The 19820-nt window shown below is 52.7% G+C and carries 15 protein-coding genes; 10 read left to right on the forward strand and 5 right to left on the reverse strand.

The window, feature by feature from the left end:
- Positions 1-27: 27 nt before the first annotated feature.
- Positions 28-198, forward strand: a complete 171-nt coding sequence (locus IPQ00_01165; protein ID MBL0239175.1) for a hypothetical protein — start codon at positions 28-30, stop codon at positions 196-198.
- On the opposite strand, the gene ccsA is transcribed toward IPQ00_01165, so the two are convergent.
- Positions 199-1794, reverse strand: a complete 1596-nt coding sequence (ccsA, locus tag IPQ00_01170; protein ID MBL0239176.1) for a cytochrome c biogenesis protein CcsA — start codon at positions 1792-1794, stop codon at positions 199-201.
- Positions 1795-1798: 4 nt separating this feature from the next.
- Entirely contained in the window at positions 1799-3307 is a 1509-nt protein-coding gene (locus IPQ00_01175) for a cytochrome c biogenesis protein ResB (protein ID MBL0239177.1), read from the reverse strand.
- 160 nt (positions 3308-3467) lie between these two features.
- On the opposite strand from IPQ00_01175, the gene cyoE reads away from it, so the two are divergent.
- Genes cyoE through IPQ00_01190 form a run of 3 tightly spaced genes read left to right on the forward strand, consistent with a single transcriptional unit; the run spans position 3468 to position 5562 of the window.
- The gene (cyoE, locus tag IPQ00_01180) at positions 3468-4370 is read left to right on the forward strand and encodes a protoheme IX farnesyltransferase (protein MBL0239178.1); all 903 of its coding nucleotides are present in this window, start codon (positions 3468-3470) and stop codon (positions 4368-4370) included.
- A gap of 9 nt (positions 4371-4379) precedes the next feature.
- On the forward strand, positions 4380-5111 hold the full coding sequence (locus tag IPQ00_01185; GenBank protein ID MBL0239179.1) for a cytochrome c oxidase subunit 3: 732 nt from the start codon (positions 4380-4382) through the stop codon (positions 5109-5111).
- 4 nt (positions 5112-5115) lie between these two features.
- On the forward strand, positions 5116-5562 hold the full coding sequence (locus IPQ00_01190; protein ID MBL0239180.1) for a DUF420 domain-containing protein: 447 nt from the start codon (positions 5116-5118) through the stop codon (positions 5560-5562).
- Between the two features lie 363 nt (positions 5563-5925).
- Here the strand turns inward: IPQ00_01190 and IPQ00_01195 are convergent, their stop codons facing one another.
- Together IPQ00_01195 and IPQ00_01200 are read right to left on the reverse strand one after the other, a co-directional pair.
- Complete coding sequence (locus IPQ00_01195; GenBank protein MBL0239181.1) at positions 5926-7626, reverse strand: M1 family metallopeptidase; 1701 nt, start codon at positions 7624-7626, stop codon at positions 5926-5928.
- An 18-nt stretch (positions 7627-7644) separates the two neighbouring features.
- Positions 7645-9690: a S9 family peptidase gene (locus IPQ00_01200; protein MBL0239182.1), complete on the reverse strand. Its 2046-nt coding sequence runs from the start codon at positions 9688-9690 to the stop codon at positions 7645-7647.
- 86 nt (positions 9691-9776) lie between these two features.
- Between IPQ00_01200 and IPQ00_01205 the strand changes: the two genes are divergently transcribed.
- The gene (locus IPQ00_01205; GenBank protein MBL0239183.1) at positions 9777-11213 is read left to right on the forward strand and encodes a M20/M25/M40 family metallo-hydrolase; all 1437 of its coding nucleotides are present in this window, start codon (positions 9777-9779) and stop codon (positions 11211-11213) included.
- Positions 11214-11306: 93 nt separating this feature from the next.
- Positions 11307-11471, forward strand: coding sequence for a hypothetical protein (locus IPQ00_01210; GenBank protein ID MBL0239184.1), 165 nt, complete (start codon positions 11307-11309; stop codon positions 11469-11471).
- An 81-nt stretch (positions 11472-11552) separates the two neighbouring features.
- Here the strand turns inward: IPQ00_01210 and IPQ00_01215 are convergent, their stop codons facing one another.
- A complete protein-coding gene (locus IPQ00_01215; protein ID MBL0239185.1) occupies positions 11553-13280 on the reverse strand; it encodes a S41 family peptidase in 1728 nt (575 codons plus the stop codon).
- A gap of 199 nt (positions 13281-13479) precedes the next feature.
- Between IPQ00_01215 and IPQ00_01220 the strand changes: the two genes are divergently transcribed.
- From IPQ00_01220 to IPQ00_01235, 4 genes are read left to right on the forward strand one after another with little or no spacing between them, the layout of a single operon-like run.
- Positions 13480-16737 (forward strand): PD40 domain-containing protein, encoded by a 3258-nt coding sequence (locus IPQ00_01220; protein ID MBL0239186.1) that lies wholly within the window; start codon positions 13480-13482, stop codon positions 16735-16737.
- A 48-nt stretch (positions 16738-16785) separates the two neighbouring features.
- Positions 16786-17757 carry an energy transducer TonB gene (locus IPQ00_01225; GenBank protein ID MBL0239187.1) on the forward strand — a complete coding sequence of 324 codons (972 nt, stop codon included), beginning with the start codon at positions 16786-16788 and terminating at the stop codon, positions 17755-17757.
- Positions 17758-17762: 5 nt separating this feature from the next.
- Positions 17763-18788, forward strand: coding sequence for an ABC transporter ATP-binding protein (locus IPQ00_01230; GenBank protein ID MBL0239188.1), 1026 nt, complete (start codon positions 17763-17765; stop codon positions 18786-18788).
- A gap of 6 nt (positions 18789-18794) precedes the next feature.
- A complete protein-coding gene (locus tag IPQ00_01235) occupies positions 18795-19799 on the forward strand; it encodes a dipeptide ABC transporter ATP-binding protein (protein MBL0239189.1) in 1005 nt (334 codons plus the stop codon).
- Positions 19800-19820 lie beyond the last annotated feature (21 nt).

The raw sequence follows: 19820 nt of genomic DNA on the forward strand, positions 1-19820 counted from the left end.
GCCGAAACCACGGCGGCGGGCGACCCGATGGCGGCATTTCGATTGGTTGTCGTCTTTAAGGACGGCAAAAAGATCGAGCGGCAGATGACCGACGTTATTCGCTTTACGGTTGATAACGGTACGCTGACCGTAATATTTAAGGATGGCTACATCGGCCGCTATCCGATGATCGGCGTATTGCGTGTCGATATCGAATAGTTACGCGTAACTGTGTAATCCCTTGAGCAAATAGCTCACTCCCAGATAGGTAAAGATCACTAACAAAAACCCGATTATTGCAAAATATGCTGAGCTCCGTCCTTTCCACCCTCGGGATATCCGTGTGTGTAGAAATGCAGCGTATGTGAGCCATGCGACCAAGGCTCCGGTTTCTTTCGAGTCAAATCCCCAAGGCCGTCCCCACGATTCATTTGCCCAGATCGCGCCGGTTATCAACAACATCGCGAGCCCGGCAAACGCCAGACAGGCCGTCTTGTACATCAAGTTGTCCAGCGAATCGAGACTAGGCAGACGCGTTATCAACGCTTCGGTGCGGTAGCCGAACAAGATTACAAAAATAGTACCGACCAACGCCGTCAGGAGAGCGGCGATCTCCACGGGGTTTGTGTTGAGGCTCAAAAACATCTTATCGCCGGCATTCTGAACGTAGTTTTGTGCCATCTGTTCGTACTGCATCGGCCGCATTTGGATCAGTTCCTGGGCACTCAATTGCTGGGTTTCCGCGATCGCCATACCGGCGACGAGGTATTGACCCGGTTGTGACGCGAGTTGGGCTTTTAGCTTTGGTAAGACGTCGGTCGTGGTCTTGATGCCGTTAACCAGCAACCCGATCGAAATGATCTGTGCAACGAGGGCGAGCTTTAAGAAAATATGACCAAACTTACGGGCGGATTCATTGCTCTTATAGACATACACCACAAAGGCGACAATGGCCGAAACAAGTAGTAATCCGGCGATCGCCAAAGCGGGGCCCGCAAACGGGATCTCGAGCCGAAAGGGAGCTGAGAAAGGCTTTTTCCCGGGACCATTCTCTACAAACAGGCCAGCCCGATAGACAAACTCTGAAAACACCGAAAACTTGCTAACCGAGCCGATGACAGCAACGGCGAAAATACTCGACCATATTGCCATCGCCTCGACCTTGACTCGATCTTTTAGCAAATATATGACCGCGACCGCAAAGCACACCAGTGCGATGCCGTAACTTAGCGAGGCAACTCCGACGTGTATCGGCCGCCAATACGAATCAAGTACCGGCGGTAGATCGATAAATTCGCCGCCGATAAACCGTGCAAGCACCAGGATCAGGGCCGCAAGCGGAAGCGTGAAGGCCGTCAGAACTCGGAAATTATTTCGCCGGGCAAATACCAACGTCGTGATGCCGGCACCGAACGCGAAAGCCAGACTCAGGTCGTACAAGTTGGCGAAGGGTATATAGCGAAACAGCCAAGGCGTCGCCATATTGCCGCTCTCGCGCATCATTGCGAGTTCGCGGTCATATGCCGCGACCCAACGGATCAGCCAGCTCGAAAGATTAAAAAATACGCCGAGAGCTGCACCGTAAAGGCCGATCTTTTCGGCCATCGCCGACGGAGCATATAGATTTGTTAATTGAAACAATGCCGCGAGTATGTAGCACGCAAGCGCGATCATCATCAGGGCGGAGTCCGAGATAAAGGACGTCCCGACCTGGATCCGGACCGCAAGCATCACGAATGCTCCGATAATGACCATCACGGCCGGAAGGTAACTTAGTAATCCGTTTTGTATTTCGAGTCTGTCGAGTTCTTTCATTGTTTTACTGCTCGATCGCCCTGTCGCCGATAGCGGCAGCGATCTTTTTGAATTTGTCTTCAAAACCGAACTGATTCCGATTAGCTTCGCCGGCCAGCACGACCTCATACTTGCCGTCTTCGGTCGGCGTGATCGCCGCCCAGACGCGCTTATGCGCGAAAAAGAATACGAACATCAATGCGAATATCAGCCCAAATCCGCCAAAATACCACGCGATAAATGCCCCGTGAAACGGATCGTATTTTATCGATAGAATATGGGCCAATGGAGACTTCTCATAACCGCTCATTCGCCATTTATAACCCGCTTTGGCGGCGTTGATCGGGGCATTGTCCGGCAGCTTCTCCGAGAACGCAAAGACCCTGACCGATTCCGCTCCCGGAGGTGTGACGGTCAAAACGGCTGCGGGATTGTTGTATTCGCCGCTCTTTGTGTCAGGCTTGCCGCCCGGCCCAATTGTAAAATCCGCCAAAAACTGATCGAATTTGACCGTAGTTCCGTCGGCGAGTTGCGTGGTTCCGTTGCGGTCGATTTCGATCGTCGTCGCAGCACCGCCGCCCGCCGGCGTCAGATCGACCTTGATCTTTCGGGCACTGCCGACCGGGATCGTCTGTGCCTGAAAAAATCGATAGCCGCGATAATTGAGAGGTGCGTTCAGGGCGACGTCGGCCGTCATTCTGCCATATTGCGGATCGTCGATCAGCAACTGCGTGCGCCAGTCCATCGTATTGTTGACGTCGATCGACCCTTTAGCGTCGATCAGCGTCTGTTGGATGTCGGTACATTCCATCGTGAAGGGAAGTTTGACGTTAAACTTCTCTTTTTTGTCGAGATCAAATTGGATCATTTGGATCTCGTCCGTGCGTTCGCCGGGCGTCATTCTGACATCTGCGTCAAAGCCGGTTTGAAGTGCGACAAAATGTCCTAGAAAGAGCGTGAGCAGGGCGACGTGGACGATATACGCTCCAATTCGATTCCACTTGCCACTTTCGCCGAACACCGTTGTTATTCCGCCCTTTACGGTAGTGGTAGCTTTTAGACCGTTTTCCTTAAGTATTTCGGCGATCTTTGTTGCGGCGTCGGCCTCAGACGCAGCCTCGATCTTGATCTCTTCGTGGACGTTCCGAGCCAGGAGCCACGGCTTTGTGGCAGTCGTTTTGGGCCTTACTATGTAGCTCCAAGCAGCGGGGAAGTGGTCAATAGATGCCAGAACGATATTTAGCGAAAGTACCAACAGTAGAACGTTGAAATACCAAGTGTGATAAATATCGAAAATCCCCAGAGCGCCGAAAACATTTCTCTCGGCCGGCGTAAGCGATACATAGTACGAGTCGAAACCTTGGACATTCTGTTGCAGGACTACCATACCGATGATCGACAGGACCACCATTACGCAGAGTAGAACCACGCCAAAACGTACCGAGCTCAGAAAATCGAGAATTCGGTTTACGATCGGTGCAGATTTGGGCTTAAAGGCCGGTTTGGGCTCTATGGCGTCTTCGACAACTGACATAAGTTAATAAAAAGCATAGCCGAGCGAAAAGGGTTTGTCACACGGTTATTAATTAGTTCGGCTTTTCCATGCAAAAATGGAGCTTTGTTAAGCGTAGTTTGGAGAATTATTTTGAAAACGCTATTCTTGAAGTTCACGTTGCGAGTAGATTTTATTATTGATGGATACTTTAACCGCCCAAATTGAGGATATTAGGACTTTTTCGCTGAAGGAAAAAGCGGCCGCGTACTTTGAATTGACCAAGCCGCGAATCGCGTTTTTGCTTGTACTCACGTCGGCCGCCGGATTCTACATCGGCACGCAAGGCGAGTTTCCGATCGGTCTTTTCATTCACTCGATGATAGCGATCACGATCCTTGCCTCCGGCGTCGCTACGCTTAATCAGTGGTTCGAACGCTCGCTCGACCCGAAGATGGAAAGGACCGCGAAGCGCCCTTTGCCCAGTAATCGTGTGACACCGAATGCAGCACTTACTTTTGGAGTGCTCAATTGCGCGGTAGCTGAGGCGTATCTCTTCTTTTTCGTAAACGGACTGACCGCGTTTCTGGGTCTTTTGGTGATCATCGGCTACGTGCTGCTCTACACGCCGCTCAAGACCAGAACGACCGCGTGTACTGCCATTGGGGCATTTCCGGGGGCATTGCCACCTTTAATGGGCTTTACGGCTGCGACAGGCGAGATCACAATGATCGCCTGGGCACTATTTGCCATTCAATTCTTTTGGCAATTTCCACACTTTTTTGCGATCGCCTGGATGTATCGCGTTCAATATCGCCGTGCCGGAATTAAAATGCTTCCGGCGGTCGAACCTGACGGGCGTATCACATTTCGTCAGATCGTAATGTTTACGGTGCTGCTCGTTCCCGTGAGTCTCGCCCCGTTCTTCCTCGGTATCGACGGCATCGTTTACCTCGTCGGAGCAGTTATCCTCGGCGGTTGGTTTCTGTGGGCGAGTATCCGCTCTGCACTTTCAAAGTCGAACCAATCCGCAAAGGCTCTATTACTTGTTTCGGTGATTTACCTTCCGCTACTATTCATCCTTATGGTTGCGGACAAACGATAGAGATAGAATATGAAACTCGGAACTGCAGACCTCATTGCAAGTGCCGACGAAATCGTCGGGAAACCGGTATTGACTCTTGGCGGCGGATCAACTTCGTCGGGCAACGGCCCTAGCAACAGAGGCGGCGGCGGTGGCGATGGGCCGCGTCCATCAAGTGACGACTTGGCCGAGAACGAAACTCCGGATCCGACCAATAAGTTCCGCATCCTTACGTGGTTTCTACTCCTGATCGTTTTGATGACCTTTGGCGGGTTGATCGGTGCTTACGTCGTGATCGCGACCAATAACGTCGCCGAATGGGCTCCATTCACCTTACCGATCCAGGTTTGGGTTAGTACGGCGTTGATCTTGGCCAGCAGCGGCACGTATTATATCGCCGAAAAGGCCATAAAGGCCAACATTCAGGAACGCGGAAAAAGATTTCTACTCGCAACTACGGTCTTAGGCGGTGTATTTATCGCTTCACAACTCTTGGCTTGGGTAGCACTCTCCAATCGCGGCCTGTATATGCAGGGGAATCCATATGTCGGGTTCTTTTACCTTCTGACGGCGGTACACGCTGTTCACGTGCTTGGCGGCATTACCGCCCTATCAGCGATTCTTTTGCGTTCGTGGTATCCGACCTCAAACGAGGTTGCTATCCGGCGGCGGATCGGGTTAGCTCAAGTTGTGGGATGGTATTGGCATTTTATGGGCCTGTTGTGGATCGTGCTTTTTGTTCTGCTCGGATTTTGGAAGTAGATAAATGGAATTGTTGGGAGTATTTCCGCACCTTAACGCCTCACTTAACGCACTGTCGGGAGTTTGTCTGGTATTTGGCCTGTATTTCATCCGGTCGAAACAGATCAAACAGCATCGCTTTTGTATGCTCGCAGCGTGTACAGTCTCGGCAGTATTCCTGGCCTCGTACCTGACACATCACGCTCTGCGGACTTACTATTTTGGCCTCGGCCCGACAAAATTTACCGGCGAGGGGCTGATCAGACCCATATATTTTACAATACTGACTTCCCACACGATCTTGGCAACATTGGTTACGCCGTTTGTGCTGTGGACGCTACGACGTGCTCTGCAGGGTAAATTCGACCTGCACAAGCGGATCGCACGTCTCGTGTACCCGGTTTGGCTGTACGTTTCAGTGACCGGTGTCGCGGTTTACCTGCTGCTCTATCAATTTTATCCCGATCGTTAATTTTTCGTCTGTTTTTTCTTGTCAACGGTCGGAGGTTGATGCTAATATCTAATTGTTGAAAAGTTGATCACCGAGGCCGTCTTTGGTAAGACGACGCGGGGGAACCAATGGTTGAGCGACTAGTCGCAAAACCGGGGGCGAAGCATCTCGATAAAGAGATACGGGGATACTCTTTCGTTCCTAGCCCGACAGCTAACCTCGTAGGTGTGGCAAAGAAGTAACAGCAACAGATTAAGCCGGTATGGCAAGGTTCTGATGTGCTTCGCGTCCGCTATTCAACACGGAAGCAGACATCCGGTCTTCTCAAAGGGAAAAAGTCCCGTCAAGCGATTGACGGGACTTTTTTTGTTGAAATTCGAATGACTATCTGACGATCAGAATGGGCAGGATCTTCACGTTCATTGCCAGTACTTTGCCGTCCGGATCAAACTCGATCGATTGCGGCTTTGCCCGCATCTTTACAGAAAACTTCTCGATCCGCTGATGGATATCGATCGACTTTTTCTCATAACCCGCGGTCATTTTGACCGAGACGTCGAGCGGCAATCTAAAGACCGCCGGCACGATCGCATCCGGCTTTTGTGTTTGCGTAACCGTCAACGCCAGCGTTTTGGCTTTCGTGCTGTAAACGGGGCGGACCGAAAGGCTTGGGGCTCCCGAGCTATAGACCCATTGATCGAAAAACCAAGTCAGATCTTGCCCCGACGCCTGTTCCATCGCCGCCTTTAGATCCGTCGAGATGACCGAACCGAATTTGTGCCGGTTGAGGTAATTATTTACCGCTTTCCAGAAGACCTCGGTGCCGACCTGTTCGCGAAGCATATGCAGTACAACGCCGCCCTTATTGTATGTGACGGATGCGTTGTCAAAGAGCTTTGCGGGGTCGGCGGCTCTCAAATTATAGAGTCCGTGACGCCTCTTCGTGATCGAGTCGTCAGCCAGGAAGGTTGCTGCGTCAAAGCGGACCTTGCGCATATAGTCTTCGCGGCCGTTGGTCTTCTCGCGATAGACGGCCTCCATATATGTAGCAAAACCCTCGTTTAGCCACAATTCCGCCCAACTGCGGCACGTGACAAGGTCGCCGAACCAAGAATGTGCCAATTCGTGCGAAACGAGGTCAGTGACGACGTCCTTGCCAAACTCAAAATCGCCGAAGAATATCTCGGTGTCGGCCATTGTCGTCGCCGTTATATTCTCCATTCCGCCAAATTGGAACGAGGCAACGATCGTCTGATCGTACTTGTTGTACGGAAACTTGACGCCCGTTACGCCCTCAAAGACCGGGATCATTTTCGACGTTTGCGAGAATGCACGGCGACCGGTGTCCTCCTTGCCGGGATAGACGTAATAGGCGAGCGGAACGGTTCCGGCGGTGTCGTCGATCCTTACATATTTTCCAACGACAAACGATACTAAGTACGTCGAGTGCGGGACCGGCATTTTGAAGTGCCAGGTGGATTTGCCCTCTGCCGTGTCGGTCTTGCCGAGAAATTCGCCGTTGCCGATCACTGTTTCATCGCGTTCGACCGTGATATATTCCTCGGTCGTGGCCTTATCGCTCGGAAAATCGAACGAGGGGAACCAATGCCGCGCCTCGTCGGCCTCGCCCTGAGTCCATATCTGGTCTGAATGCACGACTCTCCGCGGGTCAGTTTCGGCATTTACAAAATATATGCCCTTTTGCGGTTTCGCGGTGTATTTTAGTCGAACGCTGATCGTGTCAGCGGGGCCATAATTCCGGTCCATCGTTATCTTAATGAGGTTGTTAATGTTCGAATACTTAAGGTCGGTTCCGGACTGCTCGATCTTTACGGATTGAAAGGTCATCCCCACGGCGTCCAATTCGAACGACGTAAAGCCCTCGTTGAGCGGTTTCAGTACGACGGTCGTGTCGCCGGCGATCGACCGCGCGTCACGGTCAAAGGAAACCCGTAAAACGTAATGCTGCATGTCAAAGTTTGACTTGCGATCAAAACTTGGAAGGCCGGCAGGCTGCGAAAAAGCGGTTGCGGCCGCGATCATTGTAAAGGCGGCCGCAAGGATAAGTGAGCGAAGAGACTTCATATTTATTTCTATTCGAGGTTATTTCAAGTGCGTGTTAAACCAATCGATGACGTGGCCATACCAAAATTCGGAATTCTGGGGCTTTAAAATCCAATGTCCTTCGTCAGGAAACACGATCAATTTCGACGGTACATTCTTAAGCTGCAGCGTCGTAAATAGCTGCAGGCTCTGATCGACCGGTACCCGATAGTCGAGTTCGCCGGCGGTCACGAGCGTCGGTGTCGCAAAATTCTTAGCAAACTTATGCGGCGACCATCGGTTGTAGTTCACCGCGTTTTCCCACGGCATACCCTTAAATTCCCAATTGACGAACCACAATTCCTCGGTTGCCGTCGCCATACTTTCGAGATTGTAAACTCCCGCGTGTGAGACAAAGGTTTTGTACTTAAATCGCGGATCATTATTATGCCCAAGGAGCCAATCGACCATATATCCGCCATAGCTCGCACCAGCAGCTCCGATATTATTCTTATCGACAAATGGACGTTTGCTGATGTCCGCGACGCCGTTCTGGATATCGACGAACGCCTTTCCACCCCAGTCGCCCGAGATGTCATCAACAAACTTCTGCCCGTAGCCCGTCGAACCGCGGGGGTTCGGCATAAATACGACATATCCGGCGTTGGCAAATATCTGCGGATTCCATCTATAGCCCCAATTGTCGCTCCAGGCACCTTGCGGGCCACCGTGGATCAGCACGATCAGGGGGTACTTTTTGGATGCGTCGAACTTGGCCGGCTTGAGTAAAAATCCGTGGATGTTCTGGTTTAACGCACCCTTCCATTCAACGTCTTCCGGCTTTTGGAGGCCGAAGGCATTCATAGCCTCATCATTATCGCTCGCCATCGCCCGCAGTGCCGTGCCGTCGGTGCCGATGCTCATAATGTTGCTCGGAGCACTCATCGAACTCCACGCAAAGACGAGCGTCCTTCCGTCGGGTGAGATATTAAGTCCGCTTGCAAAACCGACGTCAGCGACCTTTTTGACGTGCGTCGCGATCCTTAAACGAAAATCCGGTTCGACCGGTACGCTAAAGATAGGTGCTCGACCGCGTTCGCCCGCAGTGAAATATACGGTTTTGCTGTCGGCAGAAACGGTGAATTCATCCACTTGTTGGCCGAATCCGCCTGTCAGTTCGACGATTTCGCCGGTTTGCGGATGAAATCGCATTATCCGCCACCGATCAGCTTCGAATGTCGGTGTCTTTTGTGAACGGAATAACAGATATTTGCCATCGGGCGTATAGGTCGGCGATGCATCGTAGCCGTTCATTCCGGCGGTGATATTTTTTGCCGTACCGTCACCGTTTATCTTGGCGATAAAAATATCGCTGTTGGTGGACATCGCTTCAACGCGGTCAGGGTTGCGTATGTAAACAATGCTCGAACCATCAGGCGAAAAGGTGTAGTCGACTCCGCTAGCGGCGGCATACGGCGGCGAATCAAAATCGCCCTTGGTCAGATCACGTGCCGATCCGCCCTTGGCTGATACGACAAATACGTGATTTCGCTTTCGGTTACGCCATTCGACCCAATGCTTAAACAAGAGCCGGTCAGTGACCTTGGCCTGAACCTTACTCTTTTCGGCCTTTTCATCCTCGGTCTTATTACAATCATCAGAACTGCACTCCGGATAGACCTCCGAGCCGAACGCGATCCACTGGCCGTCGGGCGACCATACCGGTCCACCGGCACCGGTCGATATGTTGGTCACCTTTTCCTTGTCGCCGCCATCGGCCTTCATCGTCCAGATCTGACCGCCGGTCGTGAATGCGATCCGCTTGCCGTCCGGCGACCAACGTGGGCCGCTACTCGACGCCGATCCGTTGGTCAATTGCTTTCGTCCGCTGCCATCAGCAGACATTGTATAGATCTGGCTGAGCGTGCGGTTAGCGTCCTTATTGACGACTCCGATGGTGAATGCGACGGTTTGGCCATTTGGCGAGAGCTGTGGATCTGCAACACGTTTGAGGTTGATCAGATCGTTGACCGAAAACGTCCGTTGGGCGTTCGCCGCAAGAGCGACCGCGAAAACTATAGCGACCGATAGGAATATGCGTTTCATATATTTATCCAGTTTGAAATTGTGTTGAACAACGCCATTATCGCATAGAATTTTGTAAGACTGAACACTTCGGATAATATCGTTCTATGAAAATTCTAGTTTTGCTTCTTGCGGCGATATTCCCGTCCGCCGCCGTCATCGCTCAAGTTGCCGAGGCCAAGCCAACGCCGCAGCTTTATTCTGAACAAACGGTGCGAAATATGCGTGAGATCCAGCGAGCTTCGGGCCTTAGCAGCTATGCCTACGATCAAACGAGATATCTTTCATACAATATAGGACCTAGGCTTTCCGGTTCGTCGCAGGCCGCCAAAGCGGTTGAATATGTCGCAAATGAGATGCGAAAACTTGGACTCGACGTTCGCCTACAAAAGTGCCTTGTGCCGCATTGGGTTCGGGGCGAAGAACGTGGCGAACTTGTGGAATTTTCGGGTATGGCTCCGGGGACTGTCCAAAGAGTCGTTTTGACTGCTCTCGGCGGCAGCGTGGCGACGCCGGCCGAAGGTATTACCGCCGAGGTGGTCGTGGTCAGTAGCTTTGAGGAATTGGCAGAGCTTGGCCGTGAAAAGATCCAAGGCAAGATCGTACTATTCAATTTCAAATTTGATTCCGAAATGCAGTCGTCGGGATTCGGCGGGGCAGCGTATGGCCAGGCCGTACAGTTTCGGTTTGGCGGTGCCATCGCGGCGGCACGATTCGGTGCGGTCGCTTCACTCAATCGTTCGGCGGGCGGTTCTCAAAATCGGCTCGCACACACCGGTTCGATGGGATATGTCGAAGGCGTGACTAAGATCCCGGGAGCGGCGGTTTCGTACGAGGATGCCGAGACGATCGCGAGTTTGGCGACGGCCGGCAAAGTTAAAATTCATCTTACGCTCACGCCGCAAACACTGCCTGACGTCGAGAGCTATAACGTCATCGGCGATTTGAAGGGAACTGAGCGTCCGAATGAGATCGTGATCGTTTCCGGCCATCTTGATTCGTGGGACCTCGGTCAGGGCGCGATCGATGACGCATCGGGCGTCGCCGTTTCGATGTCGGTAGCCAAAATGTTAAAGGACCTGAAAATCAAGCCCAAGCGGACGATCCGAGTTATCGCGTGGATGAATGAAGAGAACGGAGGACGCGGTTCGGCGGCATACGAGAAGGAAGAATCGGCGAATATCGCAAATCATTTCGCCGCCATCGAGGCTGATCTCGGGGCATCGCATCCACTAGGTATACTTTTTACCGGTAAGCCCGAGATACAAGCTTTTCTTGCACCGATCTCGCAGGCACTGCTGCCGCAAGGCGCGTGGCAGACTCAATTGCAGGCGGGCGGGGTGGGTGCTGATACTGCCCCATTGACGCGTGCCGGTGTGCCGACCTTTGCACCGTGGTTTAACCAGCAGACTTACTTTAATTATCACCACACTGCGGCCGACACCTTTGACAAGATCGACCCGCGTCAAATGCGTGAGCTAGGCGGCGTTGTGGCGGTACTCGCATATGGACTTGCCAATTTGGAGCAACCGTTGCCGCGATAGTGAAATGACAAGGCCGACTTCGACGGTTTTGAACTTACGGGTTGAACTGATAAGCTGATTATTCGACCTTTAATTAAGGAATTATAGAATTTTATGAATAGGCCGCCTCCGTACTTTCCGCAAAGCCAGTTGTCACCGCCTGACGAGAATCGTTATCGCAAATTCAAATTTGTGATCGTGGGCCTGGTTCTACTTTTGATCGCTCTGCTTGCGGGGATCGGCGTTGGCATCTTCTATTTGGTTCGTTGGCTGTTTTAGTAAGCCGCCTGGGTAATTTGTAAAAAGGACGATCTGACGCGAATGTCAGATCGTCCTTTTTGTTTCGGTTTTCTTACAGATTTATGGATTGGTGGGACTCTGCTGCTTGGCAGTGCTTTTCGAACTATCGACCGTCAGTTGCTTGGCTTGCGGCATTAATCCGATCGCCTTTAAGAGTTGGTCGTCGTATTCGTTAAAGACCTGACCCGATGTCTGTGAACCATAAGCAGCAGTCACTAGTTCTGTTCTAAGCGTTCGTTCGATAAACTCGCGTTCACGGTCAAGTTGTGCCGGCAAAACCTTATACTTGGTCTCCGCGAAAGATTTGAAGGTGTCGAACAATGCCGGTGTCACCGGAAAGTCGGTCTTAGTAATGTCGTAGTCAAATAGGATCGGCTTGAGAACCTTGTAGCTCTCAAAGCCTTTGACTCGGCCAACCACCAGATCCAGAGCAAACGCGAATATCGGGCTAACTAGTTTCTGCTGGGCACGAGCACGTTCGATCTCGATCGTATCAGGTTTGATCGGCACGTCCGGATTGATACCACCGCCGCTATAGACGACTCGGCCTGCGTCGGTTCGGCTTTCCACACCGGTCGGTTTGACCGGATCAGCCGTGATGTCGCGGAAACTACCGCCCTCTGTGTAATAGTCGTAAAGATTGCCGTTGGAATAATCTCGCTGGATCAACCGCCCGGCCGGTGTTTCGTACTTAGCGATCGTAAGCAACAGCATCGATCCATAATCCAATTGAAAGGGATTTTGAACCAAGCCTTTGCCAAACGTATTTTCGCCGACGATCAACGCCCGGTCGTGATCCTGCAAAGCACCGGCCAGGATCTCGGACGCCGAGGCCGTATTGCGATTGACAAGCACTACTACCGGCGATCTGTCGGGAGTAGGATTATCTGCCCGGTATTGATCAGAAACGCCCTCGATACGGCCCTTTTGAGTAAATACTGTCTGGTCACGCTTCAGAAAGCTGTTTGCCACACGGTACGCCTGACTAACGAGGCCGCCGCCATTGTCACGCAGGTCGATGACGATCTGCTGCATTCCCTTGGCACGCAATTCTCGAGTCGCGGCAACAAATTCGGCATATGTGGTCTGGTTAAATCCGCCCCGCATCGCCAGATAGCCGACACCCGGCCGGATCATATAATACTCACCGATAGAAGGTTGCGATACCGCATCGCGAACTATATCGACAGTCTCAAGTTTGCCGGTCGCAAGACGCTCAACCACAAGTTTGGCAGGAGTGCCCCGCGGGCCGCGAAGAAAATTGCGAACGTCCGCAAAGGGCTTGCCGAGCATCGAAGTGCCGTTTACCTCAACTATCTTGTCACCGTAGCGAAGCCCTGCACGATTGGCCGGGGCACCGTCAAAAGTCGCCTTGATATACGTCGCAATTACTTTGCCGTCAACGTCGCTCAGATCTCCGATCGTGGCTCCGATACCGTAGTAACGCGAACTCTGATCCGTCCGAAACTCCTCATACTCTTTAGCGTCAAAGTAATTAGAGTGGGGATCGAGGGTATGCAGCATCGAATCGATCGATGACTTCATCACGTCATTGTAATTAAGTGCTTTTGCTCCACCGTAGTTTCGTTCGATAAGGGAGAGCGCCTCGGCGATATCCTTTTCGATATCTTCGACCTTAACCACCTTTTTCGGTGTATCTGTGCTCTTTTGCTCAGCGGACCTTATGTTTCCGGAGCGAGAGGATGCCGACGGTGCCTGCCCGAATCCGGTCAGGACAAATGTAAAAATCAGCGTGAATGCGAATATGCTGTTAAATCTTTGTTGCACTAACAAATCCCCCGATCGTTGCATCGCTTTAGAGCGGTTTTTAGCTATCGATAAGAATATCATCCATTTGAGTTCAATGCGATGAGTTTCGTTGCCTGACTTTAGCTTTGAACTATTGAAACTTACGTTCTTTTTGATCGTAATGTTTTGAGTTAAACTTTCAACAGTCAAAAAGGATCCGTAAACAAAGGACATTATTATGCTGAACCGTCTTATTTTCACGCTCGTCTTATGCCTGTTTATCACTGCGGCGGTCTTTTCGCAGACAAAACTGCTTAGGTATCCCGACATACAGGGCGACAAGGTCGTATTTACATACGGCGGCGATCTGTGGACTGCGTCGACGTCCGGCGGAACGGCTATTCGGCTTACATCCCATCCCGGTGTCGAGACCTACGCTAAGTTTTCGCCGGACGGCAAGTGGATCGCCTTTACGGCCCAGTACGACGGTGACGAACAGGTTTATGTAGTGTCAGCACAGGGCGGCGAGCCAAAGCAGTTGACATTTTACCCGTCGCGCGGACCGCTTGCTCCGCGTTGGGGGTTCGACAACCAGGTTCACGGTTGGACCAAGGACGGCCGCATCGTGTTTCGAAGCCTGCGGGACTCTTGGGCGACGCCGATCGCGAGGCTTTATACCGTATCGACCGAGGGCGGTGCGGCCACCGCATTGCCGATGCCTGAGGCGGGATCCGGTGACACGTCACCCGACGGAACTAAGATGGTCTACTCGCCGAGGTTTCGCGATTTCCGTCCGGAAAAGCGTTATTCCGGCGGCCAGGCAAATACGCTTTATATCTACGACCTCTCGACCAACGATGCTAAAAAGATCTCCGACAACCCACGAGCAAGTCGCGATGCGATGTGGATCGGCGGCACGATCTATTACAACTCAGACAAAGACGGCAAGTTTAATCTTTACGCATACGACACCGCCGGCGGTAAGACGTCTCAGGTCACGCGAAATCGCGATTGGGACATTCGTTGGCCGAGCTCGGACAATCTGAGCCGGATCGTTTACGAACGCGATGGCGAACTAGAGATCTTTGACGTAAATTCGAAAAAGGCCACGCATTTGAGCATCAGCGTGCCCGATGACGGTGTGAACCGACGAAAGCGAGTCGTAAACGCCGCGAGCAATATCAGTTCGTATTCACTCAGCCCTAAAGGGGAAAGGGCACTTTTCTCGGCTCGAGGCGACATCTTTTCGACTCCGATCGAGAAGGGCGGCGTTCGAAATCTGACGAGTTCGTCCGACGCTAACGACCGCTCGCCGGCGTGGTCACCCGACGGCAGGCAGATCGCCTTTATCTCTGACAAGTCCGGCGAGGAAGAGATATGGCTCGTCGCCCAGGACGGTTCCTCCAGGCCCGTCCAGATCACCACCGGTGGCAATGCTCAGCGGTATACACCGACTTGGTCGCCCGACGGTAAGAAGATCGCGTTTAGCGACAAAGACGGCAAATTGTATGTGTTAACGCTTGCGTCGAAGCAGATCCAAATGGTCGTCGATGCACCGATCGGCCTTATACAAAGTTACGAGTGGTCGCCAAAGGGCACGTTTATCGCTTATTCGATGCAGCCGCGAAGTGGAATGTCGTCGGTGTACGTTTGGAGTTCGGACGAGAATAAGAGCTATCGCGTAACGCCCACGATGTTCAGTTCGACGAGTCCGACGTGGGACCCGTCGGGAAGCTACCTCTATTTTCTCAGTAATCGGGAATACGCCCCCCAGATCTCCAGTTCGGAGTTTAACTATGCAACAAACCGGATGACCCAGATCTACGCTCTGGCTTTGAAAAAGGATACTAAGAATCCTTTTCCGATAGAGAGTGACGAAGTTGCGGTCACCGAAGAAAAACCAGCCGTCACGCCGACGCCGATTGCTACGCCGGCGGCGGAAAAGATTGATTTCGACGGCATCGAGTCACGTGCCGCCAAGGCTCCGGTGGCGGCCGATAACTACAGCGGCCTCTCGGCGAATAAGGGCAACCTGATCTATAACGTCCAGCCGCCATTCTATTACGGCCGAGCGGCCGAAACATCACCGTCGCTGCGTATATTTTCGCTAAAAGACCGTAAGGAAAGCGTTCTGGTGAGTCCGTCGGGCGGTTTTACGCTGTCTAATGACGGCAACAAGATAATGACCGCTACATCCGGCGGATTTGCGATACTTGACGCGTCACCGGGCGGCGAGCGTTCGAGGAAGCCGGTGTCGGTGGGCGGGCTTTCGGTTGAGATCGATCCCGTCGCGGAATGGAATCAGATATTTAATGAGGTCTGGCGGCGATATCGCGATTGGTTCTACGCCGGCAATATGCACGGATTTGACTGGGTCAAGATACGCGAAGACTACAAGAAATGGTTACCCTATGTCGCTCATCGCTCTGACCTGAATTACATAATCTCCGAGATGTGTGCGGAACTTACCGTCCAACACGCCTATATCGACGGCGGCGACTATAACACGCCGCCGAGAGTGCGAGTGGCATTACCCGGAGCTAGATTTGAAGTAGATAAGGCATCGGGACGTTACAAGATAAGCAAGATATTCGGCGGGCAGAACGAAGAGGATATCTATCGTTCACCTTTGACCGAGGTCGGTAGCGACGCCAAGGTCGGCGACTATGTGATCGCGATAAATGGCGAAAATGTCACCGCGGACCGCGATATCTACTCGTATCTTCGCGGTAAGGCTGACTCGGCCGTCTCTATCACGCTTAACAGTTCGCCGACGGCCCAAGGCTCGCGTACCATTACTTTTAAGCCGGTAACCAATGAGAGCGACCTTATCTACCTCGACTGGATCGAGGCGAACCGCCGCCGCGTCGATCAGATGTCGGGCGGACGCCTCGGATATATCCACGTTCCCGATATGGGAGCACCGGGACTACGCGAGTTTATAAAGTGGTACTATCCGCAACTTAATAAAGAGGGAATGGTGATCGACGTTCGGGCAAACGGCGGCGGTAACGTGTCGCGAATGCTGATCGAACGTCTTCGCCGAAAGGTGCTCGGCGTGAATTACCGCAGAGCGGACGAAGAAGGCGGCACATATCCTGACGGTGCATTCCTCGGCCCGATGGTCGCGATCCTGAACGAAAATTCGGCGTCCGACGGTGATATATTCCCGTATATGTTCCGCGAGGCCGGGCTCGGCCCGCTTATCGGCAAACGCAGTTGGGGCGGTGTCGTTGGCATCACGAATCGGGGCAATCTGATCGACGGTGGCGTCGTCAATGTGCCTGAATCTGCCCTCGCCAACGCCCGCGGCGAATACATCATCGAAGGGTATGGCGTGGATCCCGACATCGAGGTCGAAAACGACCCGCGTTCGGTCATCGCCGGCGGCGATCCGCAACTCGAGCGGGCGGTCAACGAATTGATGAAAAAGATCGTCACACCGGTTAAGCTGCCAAAGCGACCGGCCGATCCGGTGAAGGTGCCGAAGAATTAGGAGAATCGTCGGAAGCGTCTGGAGATAGCGGGTAAGGAGGTATCCTTGATGAAAATTCGAATCGTTGCAGCGATAGCGATCCAACTGCTGCTCACTTTGACGGGAATTGGGCAGAGCGGAAAGATAGGCTCGCCCGTCAAATGGGAGAGATATGGCGTTCCACGAACGGATGTTTCGGTTCTTTTGCCGAAACTCCCGATTCGAATCGATTCGTACAACCCTTGCAATCAATTGGCGTATTCGGAATATTGGGCATACGCCGACAATGCTGCATATGGCATAAGGATCTTCGCGAAATACAAGACTGATCGTAGTTATTGCAAAACTACTGAGGACTTTGGCAAACGCAGTTTTGATGCCAGGATATCAAAATGGTCATCAGAAAAGGATACGGTAGCGTCGGAAACTGAAGTTTTGGGGAGTACCCGCAAGGCTCGGGTATTTTCGTCGAAAGTGCGTCGAGTGTTTATCGTAGACGACCTAAGTAATAATAGATGGATCGAGCTCGAGATCGTTCGGCGAAATGAGAATACTGATCTCGAAGCGAAGTTTGTATCCTCGTTGACGTTTAAGCGGCCGATCTCCGGTATCGACATCGGAGACGGTTCGGCTATTACGCTGGGTGACGAATATACTATTCCGGCCCCCTCTATACCGCCTCCGGTTACTCCGCCGTCAACGCAGATGACCCATCAAGGGAGCGGTAGCGGTTCAGTCACCGGCGACACGGCCGCGGCGTTGCCGTCGGCTAATAGCATTGGATTAATGATCGTCGCCAAACCTCGTCCGAGCTATACCGACTCGGCTCGACAGGTTAATATTCAGGGAACAGTGATCCTGAGAACGACCTTTTTGGCAAACGGCAGTATTGGAGCGGTAAGTGTCGTGAAATCACTACCTTACGGCCTGACGGAGCAGGCGATCGCGGCCGCACGTAGAATAGTCTTTTTGCCCGCGCAGCCAGATGGCGTAAACTTCGCGGTTACTAAGCAGGTGGAATACACCTTTAGCATCTATTAGAATTCATGTCCCAATTACTCGAAGTACGCGATCTTCAGACGCATTTTCCGACGAAAGGCGGCCTCGTCCGCTCGGTTGATGGCGTGAGCTTTGAGATCGGCGAGGGCGAATTGCTCGGCCTGGTCGGCGAATCTGGTTGCGGTAAATCGATCACCGCTTTGTCGATAATGCGTCTGATCTCGTCACCGGGCAAGATCGTTGGCGGCTCGATCAAATTCAAGGGCGAAGAACTGACGACAGCCAGTGAGGAACGCCTGCGAGCGATCCGCGGCAACGATATCGCGATGATCTTTCAAGATCCGATGACGTCGCTTAATCCGGTCTTTACCGTCGGTGAGCAGATCGCTGAGGCGTTGCGGTTGCATCGCAAACTCGACAAAAAAACGGCGTGGCAGGCGTCGATCGACGCGATGAAGGAGGTGGCGATACCGTCGCCGGAGCGCCGTGCAAACGACTATCCGCATCAACTGTCCGGCGGTATGCGCCAGCGTGTGATGATAGCTATGGCTCTCGCGTGTAACCCCGAGTTGCTGATCGCCGACGAACCGACGACCGCTCTCGACGTTACGATCCAGGCCCAGATTCTCGAACTGCTCGACGGCCTGCGCGTTACGCGCAAACTCGCGGTTCTCCTCATCACACACGATCTGGGTGTCGTTGCCGAGGTCGCCGATCGGGTTTGTGTGATGTACACCGGTAAGATCGTTGAGGAATCTGGCGTAGATGAGCTTTTTGCTGACCCGAAACACCCGTACACTCGAGGCCTTCTGCGTTCGGTCCCTAAATTATCTGAGGCCGGATCGGCCAAAACGGAGCGGCTCAAAACTATCGACGGAACGGTGCCTTCACCGACCGAATTGCCAAAAGGTTGCCACTTTGCTCCTCGATGCGACGATAGGTTCGATGCGTGTGTCATCGCACCCGTACCGCTGATCGATATCGCGTCCGGCCGCAAGGTGCGATGCCTTTTGTACGATGAAGCTCATAAATTCAACGCGGCCCGGCAACGCGTTTTGGCCGAATCGGCCTGATCGATAATGGAAACTGCGACACCGAAGGCAAAAGTTACACGATTGGTCGATGTTCGAAAGCTCGTCAAGCACTTTCCGGTGGAAAATAGTGACGATGTCGTACAGGCCGTAGATGACGTTTCGTTCGATATCATCGCCGGAGAGACTCTGGGGTTGGTGGGCGAGTCCGGATGCGGCAAATCGACGGTCGGGAGGTGCATTCTCCGCCTTCACGAACCGACCAGCGGTGAGGTTCGATTTGAGGGAAATAACATCATTGGCCTGCCAAATTCGGAAATGCAGGCACTGCGGCGTGAGATGCAGATCATTTTTCAGGATCCATACGCCAGCCTGAATCCACGCCTAAGCATCCGATCGATAATTTCCGAACCGCTCAAGATACACAAGATCGGTTCTCGCTCAGAGCAGAACGAGCGTGTCGCTGACCTTCTCAGAAAGGTGGGCCTCGACCCGAAGTATGCCGATCGATACCCGCACGAGTTCTCCGGCGGTCAACGCCAGCGTATCGGCATCGCTCGTGCACTTGCCTTAAATCCCAAGCTTATAATTTGTGACGAACCGGTCTCGGCACTCGACGTTTCGGTCCAGGCTCAGGTGGTCAATCTACTGCAGGATCTGCAGGACGAATTTGGACTGACATATTTGTTCATTTCGCACGGACTTGCGGTGGTCGAGCATATTTCGGATCGCGTTGCGGTAATGTACCTCGGCAAGATAGTTGAGATCTGCGAGGCGAGAGAGTTGTATGAGATGCCGCTGCACCCGTATACCAGGGCTCTACTCTCCGCGATACCGTTCCCTGATCCAAGGCATAAACGCGATCGTATCGTGTTGACAGGTGACGTGCCGACGCCGATCAACCCTCCGTCGGGCTGCCGCTTTCGCACGCGTTGCCCGCTGGCGATCGACGAATGTGCATCAGTATCACCGGAACTGAAGGAGATCACGCCGGGACATTTTGCCGCGTGTATTCGCATTGACGGCTACGACAACGCCGAGCGGACGGCTTGAAAAAACGGAACTTCGATCATC

It is taken from the genome of Chloracidobacterium sp. (assembly GCA_016720705.1).
Classification (GTDB): Bacteria; Acidobacteriota; Blastocatellia; order Pyrinomonadales; family Pyrinomonadaceae; genus OLB17.